12 protein-coding genes are annotated in these 16,217 nt (G+C 69.6%); 3 read left to right on the top strand and 9 right to left on the bottom strand.

Annotated elements, in window-relative coordinates; all coding sequences use genetic code 11:
• Nucleotides 1-49: 49 nt before the first annotated feature.
• The 4 genes from QMK34_RS15070 to QMK34_RS15055 are packed head-to-tail and all read right to left on the bottom strand — an operon-like array spanning nt 50 to nt 2,997.
• Nucleotides 50-799: an SDR family NAD(P)-dependent oxidoreductase gene (locus QMK34_RS15070; RefSeq protein ID WP_326414568.1), complete on the bottom strand. Its 750-nt coding sequence runs from the start codon at nt 797-799 to the stop codon at nt 50-52.
• Nucleotides 792-1,799, bottom strand: coding sequence for an alpha-ketoacid dehydrogenase subunit beta (locus tag QMK34_RS15065; protein ID WP_326414567.1), 1,008 nt, complete (start codon nt 1,797-1,799; stop codon nt 792-794). Before QMK34_RS15065 ends, QMK34_RS15070 begins: the two co-directional genes overlap by 8 nt.
• A complete protein-coding gene (locus QMK34_RS15060; RefSeq protein ID WP_326414566.1) occupies nt 1,796-2,773 on the bottom strand; it encodes a thiamine pyrophosphate-dependent dehydrogenase E1 component subunit alpha in 978 nt (325 codons plus the stop codon). Before QMK34_RS15060 ends, QMK34_RS15065 begins: the two co-directional genes overlap by 4 nt.
• A complete protein-coding gene (locus tag QMK34_RS15055; RefSeq protein ID WP_326414564.1) occupies nt 2,770-2,997 on the bottom strand; it encodes a lipoyl domain-containing protein in 228 nt (75 codons plus the stop codon). The genes QMK34_RS15060 and QMK34_RS15055 overlap by 4 nt, the downstream gene beginning before the upstream one ends.
• Nucleotides 2,998-3,092: 95 nt before the next feature.
• Here QMK34_RS15055 and QMK34_RS15050 point away from each other — a divergent pair, with 95 nt between their 5' ends.
• On the top strand, nt 3,093-3,806 hold the full coding sequence (locus QMK34_RS15050) for a FadR/GntR family transcriptional regulator (RefSeq protein ID WP_326414563.1): 714 nt from the start codon (nt 3,093-3,095) through the stop codon (nt 3,804-3,806).
• A gap of 2 nt (nt 3,807-3,808) precedes the next feature.
• Here the strand turns inward: QMK34_RS15050 and QMK34_RS15045 are convergent, their stop codons facing one another.
• Nucleotides 3,809-4,297: a PPC domain-containing DNA-binding protein gene (locus QMK34_RS15045; protein ID WP_326414561.1), complete on the bottom strand. Its 489-nt coding sequence runs from the start codon at nt 4,295-4,297 to the stop codon at nt 3,809-3,811.
• 395 nt (nt 4,298-4,692) lie between these two features.
• On the opposite strand from QMK34_RS15045, the gene QMK34_RS15040 reads away from it, so the two are divergent.
• Nucleotides 4,693-7,773: an AfsR/SARP family transcriptional regulator gene (locus tag QMK34_RS15040; protein WP_326414560.1), complete on the top strand. Its 3,081-nt coding sequence runs from the start codon at nt 4,693-4,695 to the stop codon at nt 7,771-7,773.
• A gap of 166 nt (nt 7,774-7,939) precedes the next feature.
• On the opposite strand, the gene QMK34_RS15035 is transcribed toward QMK34_RS15040, so the two are convergent.
• From QMK34_RS15035 to QMK34_RS15020, 4 genes are all read right to left on the bottom strand, one after another.
• Nucleotides 7,940-11,083: an AfsR/SARP family transcriptional regulator gene (locus tag QMK34_RS15035; RefSeq protein ID WP_326414559.1), complete on the bottom strand. Its 3,144-nt coding sequence runs from the start codon at nt 11,081-11,083 to the stop codon at nt 7,940-7,942.
• Nucleotides 11,084-11,592: 509 nt separating this feature from the next.
• On the bottom strand, nt 11,593-12,123 hold the full coding sequence (locus QMK34_RS15030) for a hypothetical protein (protein ID WP_326414558.1): 531 nt from the start codon (nt 12,121-12,123) through the stop codon (nt 11,593-11,595).
• 16 nt (nt 12,124-12,139) lie between these two features.
• Nucleotides 12,140-13,537 carry a hypothetical protein gene (locus QMK34_RS15025; RefSeq protein ID WP_326414557.1) on the bottom strand — a complete coding sequence of 466 codons (1,398 nt, stop codon included), beginning with the start codon at nt 13,535-13,537 and terminating at the stop codon, nt 12,140-12,142.
• Between the two features lie 396 nt (nt 13,538-13,933).
• The gene (locus tag QMK34_RS15020; protein ID WP_326414556.1) at nt 13,934-14,842 is read right to left on the bottom strand and encodes a hypothetical protein; all 909 of its coding nucleotides are present in this window, start codon (nt 14,840-14,842) and stop codon (nt 13,934-13,936) included.
• 571 nt (nt 14,843-15,413) lie between these two features.
• Between QMK34_RS15020 and QMK34_RS15015 the strand changes: the two genes are divergently transcribed.
• Nucleotides 15,414-16,184, top strand: coding sequence for a C40 family peptidase (locus QMK34_RS15015; protein ID WP_326414555.1), 771 nt, complete (start codon nt 15,414-15,416; stop codon nt 16,182-16,184).
• The last annotated feature ends 33 nt before the right edge of the window (nt 16,185-16,217 follow it).

Here is a 16,217-nt window from a genome sequence, read left to right as displayed (position 1 = left end):
AATCGTGTAATGGTAATACCTTTTGCTTCGCGGACCAAGCCCTGACGCGCTAGGCGAGCACGATGCCGCCGTCTACGTGAAGCACAGCGCCGGTGACGAAGGCCGCGTCCGCCGAGAGCAGATACGAGACCGCCGCGGCGATCTCGTCCGGCCTCCCGAGCCGCCCCATCGGCACTTCCGACACGGCATACTCGGCACCGGCGGTCATGGCCGACTCGATGGGCCCCGGCGCCACGGCGTTGACCGTGATCCCCCACTTCCCGACCTCGCGGGCCATCCAGCGGGTCACGTTGATCACCCCCGCCTTCGACGCGGCGTAGGCAGGCCCGGACCGGCCGCCACGACCGTCCTCGTGGACCGGCCCGATGCCGCCGACCTTGCCAGAGACCGAGGCGACGTTGATGATCCGGCCGCGTTTCCGCGCCTTCATATGCGGGAAGACCGCGGCCTGGCAGAGAAAGAACAACGCGGTGAGATTGGTGGCGAGGTCGATGTCCCATTCCACGCGGGTGATCTCCTCGAAGGACTCGCGATGACAGGTCCCCGCACAATTGACCAGCCCGCCGAGCCCGCCGGCCCGGTCCACGAAATCCGCGACGATCCGGCCGCCCGCCGTGGTGTCGCGCAGATCGGCGCAGTAACCCACGACGGCCCCGATCTCCCTCGCGGCCTCGACGACGTCCGGCCGCACGTCGATCATCCCCACCGCCCAGCCGCTGACGACCAGCCGGATCGCGATGGCCCGCCCGATCCCCCGCGCCGCGCCGGTGACCAGGACAGACGGGCGGTTTTCAGGCACCCGACACCGCGTGCCTGTCGCCCACCAGCGCGAGCACGGCCCGCACCACGTCGTCGACCTGGGGAACCACGGCGTTCTCCAGTACCTCCGAATAGGGGATCGGGGACCGCGCCGCGGTGACCCGCACCGGTGCCTCGTCGAGTTCGGACCAGCAGGCCTCGACCACCCTCGACACGATCTCGCCGCCGAACCCGTAGGGCCCGCACGCCTCGTGGACCACGGCGAGCCGCCGGGTGCGGCGTACCGAATCGAAAACGGGGTCCAGATCCAGCGGGTAGAGCCCGCGCAGGTCCACCACTTCGGCCGACACCCCCGCGTCGCTGAGCCGCTCCGCCGCGGCGAGCGACCGGAGCACACCCTGCTGCGTGCCGACCACCGTCACGTCCGTGCCGGTGCGGCGGACGGCGGGCACCCCCAGCGGCAGTATCTCGCCGGTGACCGGCCCCTTGGTGGTGTACAACGCTTTGTGCTCAAGGAAGATCGTCGGATTCTCGGTCTTGATCGACGCGCGCAGCAGTCCGTAAGCGTCGTCCGCCGTGGTGGGCAGCACGACTTCGAGGCCAGGAATGTGCGCGAAGAGCGTCTCGAGCGATTGGGAGTGCTGCCCGGCTTTGCCGATGCCCGCACCGCCGTTGGTGCGCAGGACCATCGGGACACTGAACTGCCCGCCGAACATGTAGTGCGCCTTGGCCGCCTGGTTCACGATGCCGTCCATGGCCAGCAGCGTGAAGTCGGAGTACATCAGCTCGACGACCGGGCGCAGGCCGAGCATGGCCGCGCCCACCCCGGCGGCGACGATCGCCTCCTCGCTGATCGGCGTGGCCCGGACCCGCTCCTCCCCGAACTCGTCGACCAGTTTGCGGGTCACGCCGTAGATCCCGCCGCCGGTCCCCCACTTCGTGATGTCCTCGCCCATCACGAACACCCGTTCGTCCTCTCTCATCGCATCATGCAAGGCGGTGTTCAACGCTCGCCACACCGTCGTCTGCCGCACGTTCATCGGGTCACCTCGTAGACGTTCTCGACGGCTTCGGCCGCCTCGGGGAAGGGTTCCAGCCCGGCCAGCCGCTCGGCCGCGTCCACCGCGTTCACCGCGTCGGTGTCGATGTCACGCACCTGGGACCTCGACAGGACCATGGCGGCGATGAGCCGCTCGGACAGCTCGGTCAGCGGATCCCGCTTCAGCCACTGCTCGACCTCCGCTTCGTCGCGGTAGATCTCGGTGTCGCCGACCATGTGCCCGAGGAAGCGATAGGTCTCCGCCACGATCAGCTCGGGCCCAAGCCCCTTGCGCGCCCGGCTGGTGGCCGTCCTGGCGGCGTCGTGGACGGCCTCGACGTCCATCCCGTCCACTGTGGTCGCCGGGACCCCGAACGGCGCCGCGCGCCGCTCGAGCCGATCGTCGACGACCATGTCGCTCAGCGCCGCGGACTGCGCGTACCGGTTGTTCTCGCACACCAGCACCAGCGGCAGCTTCCAGATACTGGCCAGGTTCAGGGATTCGTGGAACACGCCCTGGTTGATCGCGCCGTCCCCGAAGTACGCGACCGCGACGCCGTCGGTGCCGCGCAGCCGGTGAGCCAGCGCGGCCCCCGTGGCAAGGCCGATCCCGGCGCCGACGATGCCGTTGGTGCCGAGGATGCCCAGTTCGCGGATGCCCACGTGCATCGACCCGCCCTTGCCGCGGGAATAGCCGCCCGCGCGGCCGAAGATCTCCATCAACAGGCGGGCCGGGTCCGCGCCGCGGGCCAGGCAGTGCCCGTGCCCGCGATGGTTGCTGGCGATGCTGTCCTGCGGCTCGAGCGCCATGCTGACGCCCACCGCCACCGCCTCCATGCCCACCGCGGGATGGGTCGACCCGCGGATCAGTCCCTCCTCGGAATACCGGCCGAGCCGTTGTTCGAACCGCCGGATCAGGTTCATGTCATACAAAGCCTTGACACCCGGCCCGGCGAGAAAGGTGAAGTCGCTCATGCGACGCTCCCCAGTACGGCCCCTGGCTCGAGCAGGTCGCCTCCGGCAGCCTTGCGCCGCAGGACACCGGCTCGGGGCGCGACGATCTCGACGACGGCCTTGCCGGTCTCGATGGTGGCGACGACGTCGCCACTGCCGACCTCCGCGCCGTCGTCGACCTCCCAGCCGGTGAGCTCCGCTTCGGTTTCCTCACCCAGCAAGTCCTGGCTGAGCACGATGTCCATCCTGTTGCTCCCATCAATCAGACCGGTGGTACCGGCCTGGGTTACAGTTGATCCGCTTGGTGGTGCGGGGTCCCTGGTGGTTCTGGAAGGTGGCCGTGAAGTCGGAAGATCCGGGCGACGCCCAGCCGTCGCCCGCGGTGTTCGCCGGGGACGCGGTTTCCGCCGCGGTGCTCGAGTTGCTGAGCGGGCTTTCGGTCGGTGAGAAACTCCCGCCGGAGCGGACGCTGGCCGCGGACCTCGGCGTCAGCAGGCCCGCGTTGCGCGACCGGCTTCGGCTGCTGGAGGCGTTGGGAGTACTGCGCCGCCGCGCCGGCGACGGGACGTACCTGCAATCACTGCGCCCGGAATCGCTGACGCTCGCGCTGAACGTGGCGATCCAGGCGTCCGATCTGTCCAGGGGCGCCCTGCATTCCGTGCGCGTCGGGCTCGAACGGCAGGCCGCCCGTGAGGCCGCGCTCGCCGCCGAACCCGTGCCCATCGCCTACATGAAGCGGGCGCTGAACGCGATGGCGAGCGCCGAGCACACCGCGGTGGACGAGGCGGACATCGCCTTCCACCAGGCCCTCATGCGCTCTTCGCTCAATTCTTCGCTCGTGTTCTTCGGGGAAGCCCTGCACGGGGTGCTGCGGCAGGAGATCCTGGGCAACCGGCGGATCATGCACCCGCTGGCCGACGACTCCCGGCTGATGATCGACCTGCACGAACCGATCTACGCGGCGGTGCTCGCGGGCGACGCCGAGGCGGCGATGCGGGCCGTGGACGGACATTTCGAAGGGTTCGACGCGCTGTTGCGGCGCCTGCGCGGCTGAGGTCATACCTCGGCCCCGGCGCGCTCGAGACAGTACGGCTCCAGCACGGGAAGTCCTTCCACCGCAACGCTTTCCTTGGCGGTGGTGCGCAGCCAGCCGACCCCGGGCACGAGCAGGATCGCGATCTCCAGGGTGACCAGCACCACGCCGTCGTCCACATGCCCGGCGACGATCTGGCCCTGCGCGCCGGCGAAGGTGCCGTGCACGTGGTGTTCCACCGTGCCCGTCTTGCCCCGGCCGAGCTGCCCCTGCAAGGACGTGACCTCCCACGGCCCGAGCCTGCGCATGGCGGGGGTGTACCCGTGCTGCCCGTCGACCGTGGTGGCCGCCCGCACGGTGACCTCGGCGAGGCTGCCGACCCCGCAGACGAGGACACCCGAAACCAGCTCCGACTCGTCCATCAGCCGGTGCAGCGAGCCGATGAGCCGGTCACCCGGTTGCAACCGGAGCAGGACCACCTGGCTGCCCGCTTCCGTTCTGGCGCTCTTCATGCGTTCGGGACGGCGTCGGGCAGGGACGGAAGGCGGGGCGAGCGCACGGGGGAGGACATCGAAACCTCGTTTCGCCGTTTGTACGGCGGAGTACGGCGGGGGGTCCGGGACCGGCCTGGTCGGCCGGGCTGGATCACTTGGTCTTACCAATGTATAGTTTGGTAGTACCACTCGAAGGTGTCAAGGTTTACGGTTTGCCAGTCCGAGCCCCCCGTCGCGCGGCGCGAATGGCCTTAAAAAGGTTCACCCAAACGAGCTAACGGGGGGTCTATGTACCGGCAAGTAAGGGTTTATCGTTGCCACCACCTGCGGGTTCTCGTCCCGTCGAGTCCGATGCGGGACGCCGCACTGGCGTAAGGGGTTCAGCGATCGTGTACTTCGCCCTGCTGGGGTCGTTGGAGGTTCACGAAGGCGAGCGGACGTGTACGCCGCGCCGCACGAAGTTGCGCGACCTGCTCGCACTGCTCCTGGTCTCCGCCGGGCAAGAGGTGTCGAGGCAGAGCCTGATCACCGATCTCTGGGCGGGCAAGCCCCCATCGACCGCCGTGCCCGCACTGCAGGTCTACGTGTCCCAGCTCCGGCAAGCCCTTTCACCGGGCAGCTCGCCGGACGCCGCGGGCCAGCTCATCCAGACCGTGCCGAACGGTTATCGCATCTCGGTGAGCCCCGCGGACTGCGACCTGCTGTCCTTCGAGGACGCCGCGCGCCGGGGAATCGCCGCCATGGCCACGGGAGATCCCGCCACCGCGGCCGACACGCTCCGTGCCGCGCTCGCGCTCTGGCGTGGCCCCGCCTTCGCCGACATCTCACTCCCGGTGATCCGCGAGCTGCACGCCCCGCAGCTGGGCGAACGACGGCTCGCCGTGCTCGGCTGCCGAATCGACGCGGATCTCGCGCTCGGCAGGCACGAGCAGGTCCTCATCGAGCTGGCGGAACTGGTGGCGGCGAACCCCTTCAATGAGCGGTTGGCAGGCAGGCAGATGCGCGCGCTGATCGCGAGCGGGCGGCAGGCCGACGCCCTCACCACCTACCGCGACCTCGACGTGCGGCTGCGCGAAGGCCTCGGGCTGGAACCCGGTGCCGAACTGCAGGTGCTGCGCCAAGCCCTGCTCAGCACCGAAACCGGCCCGGCCGGGAGCGACTGGAGCGAGCTGACACAGTGGCAGACCCCGGCCCAGCTTCCCCGCGACCTCCCCGATTTCACCGGGCGCGCCGACCCCACCGACGACGTCAGGACTTCGCTGATCAGCGCGGACCCGGCACAGCCGCGGCGGCCCTGCCTGATCATCGGCCCGGCGGGGGCAGGCAAGACCTCGCTCGCGGTCCACGTGGCGCACAAGATGAAGGACTGCTTCCCCGACGGCCAGCTCTTCGTCGACCTCCGCGGGTTCGAGGAAACGCCGCTCGATCCCGGCCGGACCCTCGGCAACCTGCTGGCCGACCTCGGCATGGACCGGCGCTTCATCCCCAAGACCACCGAGGAACGGAGCGTCTGCTTCCGCGCCAAGGTCAGGAACCGCCGGATGCTCGTCGTGCTGGACAACGCCGGCTCGCTGGCCCAGCTGCTTCCGCTGCTGCCGGACGAGCCCGGCTGCATGGTGCTGGTCACCAGCCGCAGCGCGCTGGCGGCGTGGTCCGGCGCCGACCGGGTGCTGGTGGACGCGCTGGACCTGCCCGAATCCCTCGAGCTGCTCACCCAGATCCTTGGCGAGAGCCGGGTGTCCGCCGAACCCGCTGCGGCCCGGCGCATCGTCGACGCCTGCGGCAGGCTTCCGCTGGCCGTGCGGATCGCCGCGACGCGGCTGAGCGTCCGCCAGCACTGGACGCTCGCCCAGTTCGCCGACCGCCTCGACGACACGAAGACCCGGCTCGACGAACTCGTCGCCGGGGACCTCGAGGTCAGCGCGAGCATGGCACTGACCTACCACGCCTGCACCGACGAGGAACGGAACGTCCTGCAGCTGCTCAGCACCCTGCGGGTGCGCGACTTCCCGGTCTGGCCAGCCGCCGCCCTTGTCGGCGGCGAGCTGGCGGACAGCCAGCGCATCGTCGACCGGCTGGTCGAGATCCATGTGCTGCGCGTGGTCAGATGCGACGGCGTCGGCCAGGTCCGGTACCAGTTCCACGACCTGGTGCGGGTGTTCGCGCAGGGCAGGTTCGAGGAAGAAGCGTCACCGGCGTATCGCCGGGCCACGGCCGAGCGCGCTATCGCCGCAGTCCTGGTGCTCGTCGACCGGGTCGAACAGGTGGCGCGGCCGGGGCGGCGGCATCGCCTGCCACTGCCGGAGGCCAGCTGGTCCCCGCTCGACCATGGGCTGGAACAGCTCGTCGACGCGGATCCGATCGGTTGGCTCACCACGGAGATCGACAGCATGGTGGACGCGACCTTCGCGGCACACGGAATGGGGTTCGATCGCCACGCCGCGGTGATGGCGGACAGGCTGAGCTGGTACTTCGACCTGCGCAGCAACTATGGGGCATGGTCGACGACCCTGTCGCTGGGGCTGGAATGCGCCCGCCGGTCCGGGGATCGACAGGCCGAAGCCGCGCTGCTGGTGCACAACGGCAACCTCGCGGGCGAGCTGCTGACCACGGAACAGCAGTACTACGACGACGCCATCGAGCTCTACCGGCAGGCGCAGCTCATCAGCGAGCAGCTCGAAGATCCGTACGGGGTGGCGCTGGCCCAGCTGGGCATGAGCCGGGCGCTGCTCGAGCGTGGGGCCACCGACCAGGTCGACCGCCTGCTCGCCGCCAGCGCCCAGGTTTTCGAGGCGGAGAAAGACATCCGCTGCCAGGCGAAACTCCGGCGGGTCCAGGGCATGCTGAACCACCACCGCGGCCACTTCGACGAAGCGGCGGCCTGTTTCGCCGAAAGCGTCAGAATGTTCGGTGCCGTTGGCGACCAGGGAAACCGCGCGGTGCTACTGGCCGATCTGGGCCGGGCTCGCTTGAGCCAAGGCAGTTTCGCCGAAGCGGCGGCGCTGTTCGGCCAGTCGATTCCGCAGCTGGAGAAAAGCGGCAACATCAAACAGGCCGTTTTCTGGCAGGCTTTCGCGGCCGACGCGCTGCGTGCGCAGAACCTTCCGCAGCAAGCCGAGGCCGGCTACCTCCGCTGCCTGGAATCAGCGGGGCGGATCGGTCATTGGTGGGCACGGGGACTCGCCCTCATCGGCCTCGGCGAGCTCACTCTCGCGAAGGGTGAATACGCCGCGGCGGAGGTCTTTCTCCTCGACGCGGTCGCCGCCTTCCGCGACAGCCACGGCGATCCGCGCCGGGCCGCGCACGCCCAGCTCGTCCTCGGCAAGTTGTATCTCGCCAAGGGTGAGCCCGCCGACGCGATCTCCGCCTTCGACGAGGCAGCGCACGGTTTCGCCGCATTGGGCGTGACATTCATGGCGGGACAGGCGCAAGCAGCATTGGCCGACGTCCTGTCCGGAAAGCTCTCGAAAGAAAGCACCAAGGTATTAGACTAAATCACCTTTGACACCGTTGCCTCACCACACCGATACTGATCGTCGTGCCGGGCTGGCGCGGCGTGACCCCCGGTTCGGCATACACTCGATTCGGGGAGAAAGTCGAGTGTCAAGATGTCGCCTGACGGGTTTCGGGGCCTTCGCCGTTTTCCGTCGAAGATTTCCGTCAGGCGACATCGCTCGTCGGCCGAGGGGGGCCGGCGATGAGCGCGGCAAGTTCACCGGCGTCCGGCGCGGACAGCTGACGCAGGATGACCAGCGCGTTCCGCCACACCGGAACGGCCTGGCACCGCAGCCCCTGATCCGACAGCACGTGCCCGAGCCCTTCGAGCGCACGCGCCTGCCAGCGCAGCAGCCCCAGGTCACCGAAGGCCGCTACGGCGCCGCGGAAACCCGCGGCCGCATCCTCGAAGTCGCCCGCCGTCCGCTGGATTTCGGCGAGCACACAGCGGATCCGCGCCGCCCCCCGCGGGTCCGCGGCGAGTTCCGCCTTACGCAGCGCCTGCCTGAGCCAGTCCGCGGCTTCCTCGGGGTAACCACGGTCACGGCTGAGTTCACCGAGGCCGGACAGGATGTGGGCGGCCAGCCGGGGATCGCCGATCTGCTGGCAGAGGACCTTCGCCTCGGCCAGTTCGGCGGTGGCTTCGTCCAGCCGCCCGTCGAGGCGGTGGATCTGCGCCAGCTGACTCAGCGCCCAGCTCTCCAGCCGTCTGTCCCGGAAGTACCGGAAGACCTCCAGCCCTTCCTTGTACTGTCCTTCGGCGGCTTGGAACTCGCCCCCACGCTGCCGGGCCTTGGCCAGCTTGACCAGCATCTCCGCCCGGGTACGCCGGTCGCCCACGATGCCGAACAGGTGCGCGGACCGTTCGAAACTCTCGGCGGCGCTCGCGTACTCGCCCCGGTCGTACTCCAGGGCACCGCGGACGTAGCACACCGCGGCCTGGGACGCGAGGTCGCTGCGTACCAGGAAAGTGGGCGTACACCGGTCCAGGAGCGCCGCGGTGCGGCAAGCGGAACCCCAGTGCAGGTGCACGATCGCGAGCTTCAGCGAGATCTGCGCCAAGGGCTCCTGCTCGTCCAGTGCCGCCCAGATCCGGCGGGCGTGGTGCAGGTTCCGCAGCGTCTCCCGCACCTGGTTCCGGTTCCAGGCCAGCCTGCCCGCCATCTGCCGGGTGATGGCGGTGGACCTGCCGTCCCCGAGCCGTTCGGCGGCCTGCTCGGCCTGGGTGAGCACCCGGCCCCACCGGTCCCAGTCGCCCCGCAGCTCGAAGAACCAGACCAGCCTGTCGGCGAGCTGGAGCACCACCTCCGGTAAGCCCGCCCGGCCCGCGTCCTGGATCGCGGCGACGAGGCACTCGGCCTCGGTTTCCAGCCAGGACACCAGGTCGCGTTCGTCGAAGGCGGGCAGGCCGTGCTCAGCCGGGTCCCACTCAGGCCGCCCGGTCAGGCGATGCGGCCGCCGCGCCGGACTGACCACGGCCTCCGCCCGGCCGACCAGCGTGTTGTAGCCCTCGACGATCCGCCGGATGACCGCACGGCGATCCGCCGCGGGCTCCTCGAGGTACAGCTTTTCTTCGGCGTACACCTTGACCAGATCGTGGAAGCCGTACCGGAGCTGCCCGGCTTCGTCGCGCCGGATCACCCGCAGCAGGTGCATCTCGACCAGGCTCTCGACCAGCTGCTCGCCGTCGCGCTGGTCGACGTCGACGGCCGCCGCCACCACCCAGGAAGGGAAGTGCGGCGCCGACACCTGGCTCAACCGGCGGAAGGCGCGTCGCTCACGTTCCGAGCAAGCCTGATAGCTGGCCGCGAACGCCGCCCTGACCTGCAGCTCCCCGGCGGACAGCTCGCTGAGCATGTCGAAACTGGCCGCCAGCTGGTCCGCGAACTCCCCCAGGCTTCGGTCCGGGGACGCGGCCAGGCGGGTCGCCGCGATCCTGACGGCGAGCGGCAGCCGCCCACAGGCGGCCACAATCGACGCCGCCGCGCCCGGCTCCGCCCCGGTCCGGCCCGCGCCGAGGATCTCGGTGAACATTCGCAGCGCCTCGGCGGGCCCCGGTACGTCGAGCTGCACCCGGTCGACGCCTTCGAGGCCGACGAGCGGCCGTCGGCTCGTCACCACCGTGGCGCAGCCTGCCGCGCTGGGCAGCAGCGGCCGGACCTGCGCCTCGCACGCGGCGTTGTCGATGACGAACAGGAGTCGCCGTCCCGCGATCGCGGTGCGGAACTGCCGGCTGCGTCCCTCGAGGTCTTCGGCGAGCGAACGACGTCCCCTGCCGAGCGCCTCCAGCCAAGTGGCCAGCACGTCGGCCGGATCCGCCGGGCAGTCGTCGAACCCGCGGAGGTCGGCATACAGCCTCCCGTCGGGGAACTGGGGAGCGAGTTCGTGCGCGGCGTGCACGGCGAGCGCGGTCTTGCCGACGCCCGCCAGGCCGCCGACCAGGCAGACCCGCGACCCCGACGGGTCGGCCGTGAGCAGGTCGCGCAGCTGGTCCAGCGCGGCCTCGCGGCCGGTGAACCCGGGAGTGTCCAGCGGCAACTGCCCGGCCTCAATCCTGGACGTGGGCGCGACGGGAGCCGACCGGCCGAAGTCCTGGCTGAGGATGGCGTGCTGCAAGCGGCGCAGCCCCGCCGACGGTTCGGTGCCGGACTGCGACCGGACCTGCCGCCGGACATCGCGGTACAGCTCGAGCGCGTCCACCTGGCGACCCGAACCGGCGAGCGCGGTCATCAGCCGTTCGGCGAGACGCTCGTTCAGCGGGTTCGACGCCACGAGCTTGGTCAGCTCCGGGACGAGGTCGGCATAGCGGTCGAGCTGGAGGTCCGCGTCGATCCGGCCGAGCAGCGCGGTCGCGCGCAGCCGCTCCATCGCGCCCGCGTGGTCCTGCTTGACCGACTGGACATCGACGTCGGCGAAGGCCGGGCCACGCCACAACTCCAGCGCACGGCGCAGCGTCGCGGAAGCGGACTCCGCGTCGCCGTGGTGCAACTGGTCCATCCCGGCCTTGGCCAGCTGGTCGAACTCGACCACGTCGCAGGTGTGCCCGGTGAGGTCGAGCCGGTATCCGGCCGCCACCAGCTTCAGCGGCTGTGCGGCGTCCCGGCCGCCCCGGCCGGGCATGAGCAGTCGCCTCGTCTGGTGGACGTACACCTGCAGCGCGGTGTTGGCGGTCGGCGGCGGCTCCCCGTCCCACAGGTCCATGATCAGCCGGTGCACGGGCACCACCTGGCCGCCATGCGCGAGCAGGAGGGCGAGCAGCGCCCGAGGCTTGGCGGCGGTCGGCGCACACGACCGCTCACCATCCAGCACAGCGAGTGTCCCCAGAACCCCAAACCACACGGCAATCACCCAACAAAAAATAATACGCACGAAACGACCGGAAGTGTAGACATGATCATGCGACTGAACGGAGTCGAGCGTGACACTTTCGAGGAGGGCGTCACCCAGACGGGTACAGATTGGTTGAAGTCTGCAGCAAGATTCGCTCACGGGCCGGTGTCGATGACCGAACGTAACACCCGAACGCATCCGGCACATTCAGCGCGAAGCGCGTTCGGACGGTCACCTACCGTCTCAGCCAGGAAGCGGCACCAGGGAAGCGCAACGACAGCATCCACTGTGGACGGGAGCGGAACAGCAGACGCCGGGCTTCACACGGCATCGGCCGAACTGGTCACGACCGGATATGCACGGAAGTTCACCGAAGCGGTGGCTTACCCGCCGACTGAACAACCCGTCTTAAGCATTGTGCGGCAAACGGGTGACCACAGACAACTGATAGTTTTTCCATCCCCCAGGATGGCCACCGCGAACAACGCTCAACGGCCGACGCGGCCGGGCACCGGCAACAGACCGGCTGAAGCCTCTTCGACGGTCGTCCGTCCGTTGTTCCGTTCCGGCGGCTCGACGGCCGGTGCGGGCGGGCGCTTCTCGCCGACGACCTGCTCGGACGACGAGTCCGACTTCGCCGCGGAGCGCAGGATCCGCCGCACCCGGTCCTTGGGCAACTCGGCGAGCACAGCCACTTCATCGGCCGTGCGACCGGCCTTGTGCAACTCGACCAGCGCGGCCGCCTGCTCGGCCCGGATCCGTTCGACCCTGACCACGGACTCCGCGCGCACCTGTTTGATCTGGGCCTGCAACTCGGCGACGCGCTTCTCGCCGTCGTTCTCCAGCGACTCGATCCGTGACCATGACTCGGCGAGTTTGGCCATCGCGGCTTCCTCACGCTGCTCACGCTCGACCTTGTCGGCGTCGAGCTTCGCCTTGTTCGCCCGAAGCCGCTGAAGATGGTCCGCCGAGGTGTCCCCCCGGCGACCCCGCCGCCCGTTGTCCTTGGCTTCAGTCACCACGAACGCCCTTCCCCTAGCCGAACCCCACGCCGGTCAGCACCTTGTTGATGAGACCTTCGGCGAATGCCCTCGTGTCCACAGCAGGCTGCTGCTGCTGGGACGACCCCGTCCGCTTGCCCGAAGCCTTCACCTTCACCTGCGGCGCGGCAGCCTCGGCGCGGACGTCGGGTGACGGCGGCGTCACCTCGGGGGCGCTCGCTTGCTGCGCCAGCCGGATCACCGCGTTGACCAGGTCGATCGTCCCGTCGTTCGAGCCCGGCAGCGGCGCGGCCATCGCCGAGACCAGCACCGGGTGCAGCCCGGCCAGCTCCCGCTGCAGCGCGGTGCAGCGGTCTTCGAGGGTCCGGATCTGGTCCGCCGTCCCGTCGATCGGGACCGCGTCACCGCGTGGGATCTTGACCCCGACGGCGGCCGCCTGGCTCAACGAAGCCGACTCCGCCTCGGTGTCGGACAGGTTCACGGTCGTGGCGGTGAAGTGCTCGGTGTTGCCGAGCGCGCTCTGAAGCTGCTTCTCCTTCTGCAGCAGCTCGGCCTCCTGTTTCTGCAGCTCGGCGTACTTGGCGGCGAGTTCCCCGGTCCGCTTGCCTTCCGGCACAGAGCTCCAAGCCACCTTCGCGGGGTTGATCTCCCCGACCTGGGTGCGGATCGACAGCAGCACCGCGCGCGCCCGGTCCGTCCACTGGCTCATCCCTGGCGGCGCGGTGCGCAGCGTGGTGTCCTGCCGGGCGGCGGACTGGACGGGCGCGTCCTGCTGGTAGGTCATCGCGGCGGCCCACGCACCGGCGCCGCCGATCAGGATCCCCGACATCACGACGGTGACCGTCCACCGCGCACGGGGCTCGAGGGACAGGTAGGAGATACGGACCCGGCAGACGGCGCGCTTCGCCCACGACGTCGCGGCGGTGACATTACGCATGGTGGCCGCGGTGAGATTCCCGGTGACCGAAGCCGCGTGCGCGGGCGCTGAAGCAGCTTCCTCGGGGACGTCCTCAAGCCGCGGGGCTGGCGAAGGCACGCGACCGGCGGCGGGTATGGCTTTGTGCCGGTCCAGCAGCAGTGTCGTCATTCCCCCGGTGGAACCGTTCCGCCAGATCAGCGGGACCTTGACGAACTTGCCGGGCTCGGCGAAGGCCGCGACCGGCGCGACGGCTTCCGATTCGCGAGCCTCCGCGAGCACGTTTTCGACGGCGTCTTCGACGGCGTTTCCGACAACTATGTCATCAAGGACGTCGTCGAGGACGCGGTCGAGGACGTCTGCGACGGCGACGTCGGCGCGCACCTCCTGCCGCAGCCTGCGCGCGGCGATCCGATGCGCGGCGCAACAGTACTTCCGCTGCATCCGGGTGTCTTCAGTGGGCTCAATGAGCTCGTCACACCCGGGCAACACACACAGAAGCTCTGGCGTGGTCACGGTTGAACTCCTTAAATCCCCGGTCGTACAGAAAGAAGAACAGGCCATATTGTCGTCCACCCAGATCGACACCTGGTAAAGAAGTACCAAAATAGCTGACGGGGGAACTTAAGAAGTCCCAAAATCCGTCGATGAAAACGGATTCACAATTTGGGAGTTGTTAAGGTGGAATGTCGCAACGAACGTAGACTAAGTCCGCGGGACGCAGCTCGTCCCGCGGCCGAGGTTCCGATTCTCATGCCCTCCGGCATCGGAACAGGCGCGAACCGGCCAGCCGGTTGGCGTGGCGCGGGGCGTCGGTGAGTGTGAACGCACGCTCACCGACGCTCCTCTTTCGTTTCCCGGCCTGAACGCCCCAGCGCACCCCGAGCAGGGTGAGTGTGCGGACGCGCGGCATTACTGGCCGAGAAGATAGCCGCCCAAGCCCCAGTACCCGATGGCGGACACGACGTCCTCGTTGGCCGCGGCCGGTCCGTGGTGCGGGCGGTGTGCGTGCCCGCTGCCCGCGGAGTGGTTCAGCAGGGAAACCGACGGCGACAGCACGTCCCGCAGCGCACTCGTCACCTCGGTCAGGTCGGCATGGACCGGCAAGGAGTCGAGTGACAGCGCGCTCAGGTCCCGCCTGTCCGAGTCCGCGAATGTCCATGAGTAGCTGCCGGGTACCCATCCGGACAGCACCCCGTCGAGCAGCCCACCGGGCGCCTGCGACGGCTCTCCGGCTTCCGGAGGCGCGGCGGGAACCTTCTTCGGCTTCGCGGGATGGTGCTTCACCGGTGGCGGCGTCGACGGGGCTGGCGGCTGCGACGGCGCCGGGGGCTCCACCGGTTCGGGCGCCACCGGCGGTGCGGCAGGTGTGGGGGTGGGCGCGACCGGAGTTGTCGGCCGCGGCGCTGTCGGCGTGCTGCTGACGGCGTTCGTCGTCGACGGCCCCGGTTCGTCCGGCGGCGAAAGCCACTGGAGGAACACGACGCCGCCCAGCCAGCCGGCGAGACCCAGCACGGCGAGCACGGCCGCCACCCTGGTGGGCAAAACCGCGCGGCGGCGCCGCCTGGCGGCACGGGACCGGGACGCCGGTCGCCTGCGGACGGGAGCGGGCACGGACGCGGACTCGGCTTCGTGAGGTCGCTCGTGGTACTGGAGCGAGTCGGCGTACCGCGAACCCTGGCGCTCGATCTCGTCGATGGAGGGCAACCGCCACGACGGCCCTGGCTGACTCGGGATCTCGGCCGGGTCGGTGACCCGTGCGGGCGGGGAGACCGGGTTGCTCGCCACGTCCGGACGGTGGGCCCGCTTCCTCCTGGGCATCGCGAAGTCCTTCTGTCGGTTCGGATCGAGGATGAGGTGAAGGTGCTCCCGGATGCGGGTAACCGCACGAAGACCACCTGGACTGAGAAAGGAGACTCTCGACCGTGCCGCGAAACCCAGCGGGGCCGGCGCGCGAACTGCTCGGTGCCGGGCTGCTCGCCTCGACGCGAAACCCAGCGTCCGACGTCTGCCATGGCCCGCACCTCGGAGGCAAAGCCTCACAGTGCGCCGAAACCACGGTAGGTCCCGCCGCACCGCCCGTCAAGGCTAACCAGCCGGAACTCTTGACCGGTCACCGTGGCGGGCCTACCGTGACCTTGATGTCCGGCTCCGGAGCTCGACTCCGAAGCAGACCAGCCACCACCGTGACGCCGCTGAATCGCCGCGTCGGCACGGATTTCTGGCCCACTGTGCAGACTCCACTGGACCGGATCGACGTGGCGCGGGCGGACAGTCGTTGACTCGTGAGAACGCCGGGTTACCCGCCCATCCTGTGGCAATTCGGTTCGCGCCGACGAAGTTCGAGGGTTTCCTCCACGTCCGCGCGCCTTCCCTCTCGGAGGTTCCAGCGATGCCCATCCGCAACGTCACGGCACTACCCCGGCCCGGTTCGCCGGAGGCCCGGTCATGGCCGTGGTCGATGTTCGGCCCCGGTCCTTCCCAGCCGAGCAGCCCGGTCACCGTCGTGCTCAAGGTGACCGGATTCGTCGGCTACACGCTCCTGCTCATGGCCGGCTCAGTACTGCTGACGAACAAGGTCGCCGCGGCTTCGTCCAAGCCCGCACACCCCACCCCCGCCCCCGCCGCCATCGCGGCGCCGCGAGTCGCCAAGGCGCCCGTCACACCGGCGGCACCGGCACCGGCCGTGCCCGCCGGGAACACGCTCCCGGCCATTCCGGTTCCCGCGCCCGCCCCTGCCCCCGTACCCACGCCGGCTCCGAAGCCGCAGCCCCCCGCGCCGAAACCACGTCCGCAGCCGGTCCCGGATCCCGGTTCCGGCGGCTCAGGAGCGGCCCAGATCGCCATCCGGTTCGCGCTCGCGCAACTCGGAAGGCCGTACGTATGGGGCGGCGCCGGGCCCACTGGATTCGACTGCTCCGGCCTGACGATGAGCGCGTACCGCGCGGCGGGGAAGAGCCTTCCGCACAAGGCGAGCATGCAGGCGAACGCCGGGAAAAGGGTCAGCACGGCACTACCCGGTGACCTGATCATCAGCAATGGCGGACGCCACGTGTCGCTGGCACTGGGTGACGGCAAGGTGATCGAAGCGCCCGACTTCGGGCAGCGGGTCTCGATCCATCCCATGCCGAAGCACATAGTCGCGATCGTGCGGATCGCCTGACCCACACACCCCCCCCGCGGCCCCCGGCACCGC

This window comes from Amycolatopsis sp. H20-H5 (assembly GCF_035828755.1).
In the GTDB taxonomy this organism is placed as follows: Bacteria; Actinomycetota; Actinomycetes; order Mycobacteriales; family Pseudonocardiaceae; genus Amycolatopsis.
Note: the sequence above shows the minus strand (reverse complement) of the source record. Positions and strands in the feature narration are given on the sequence as shown.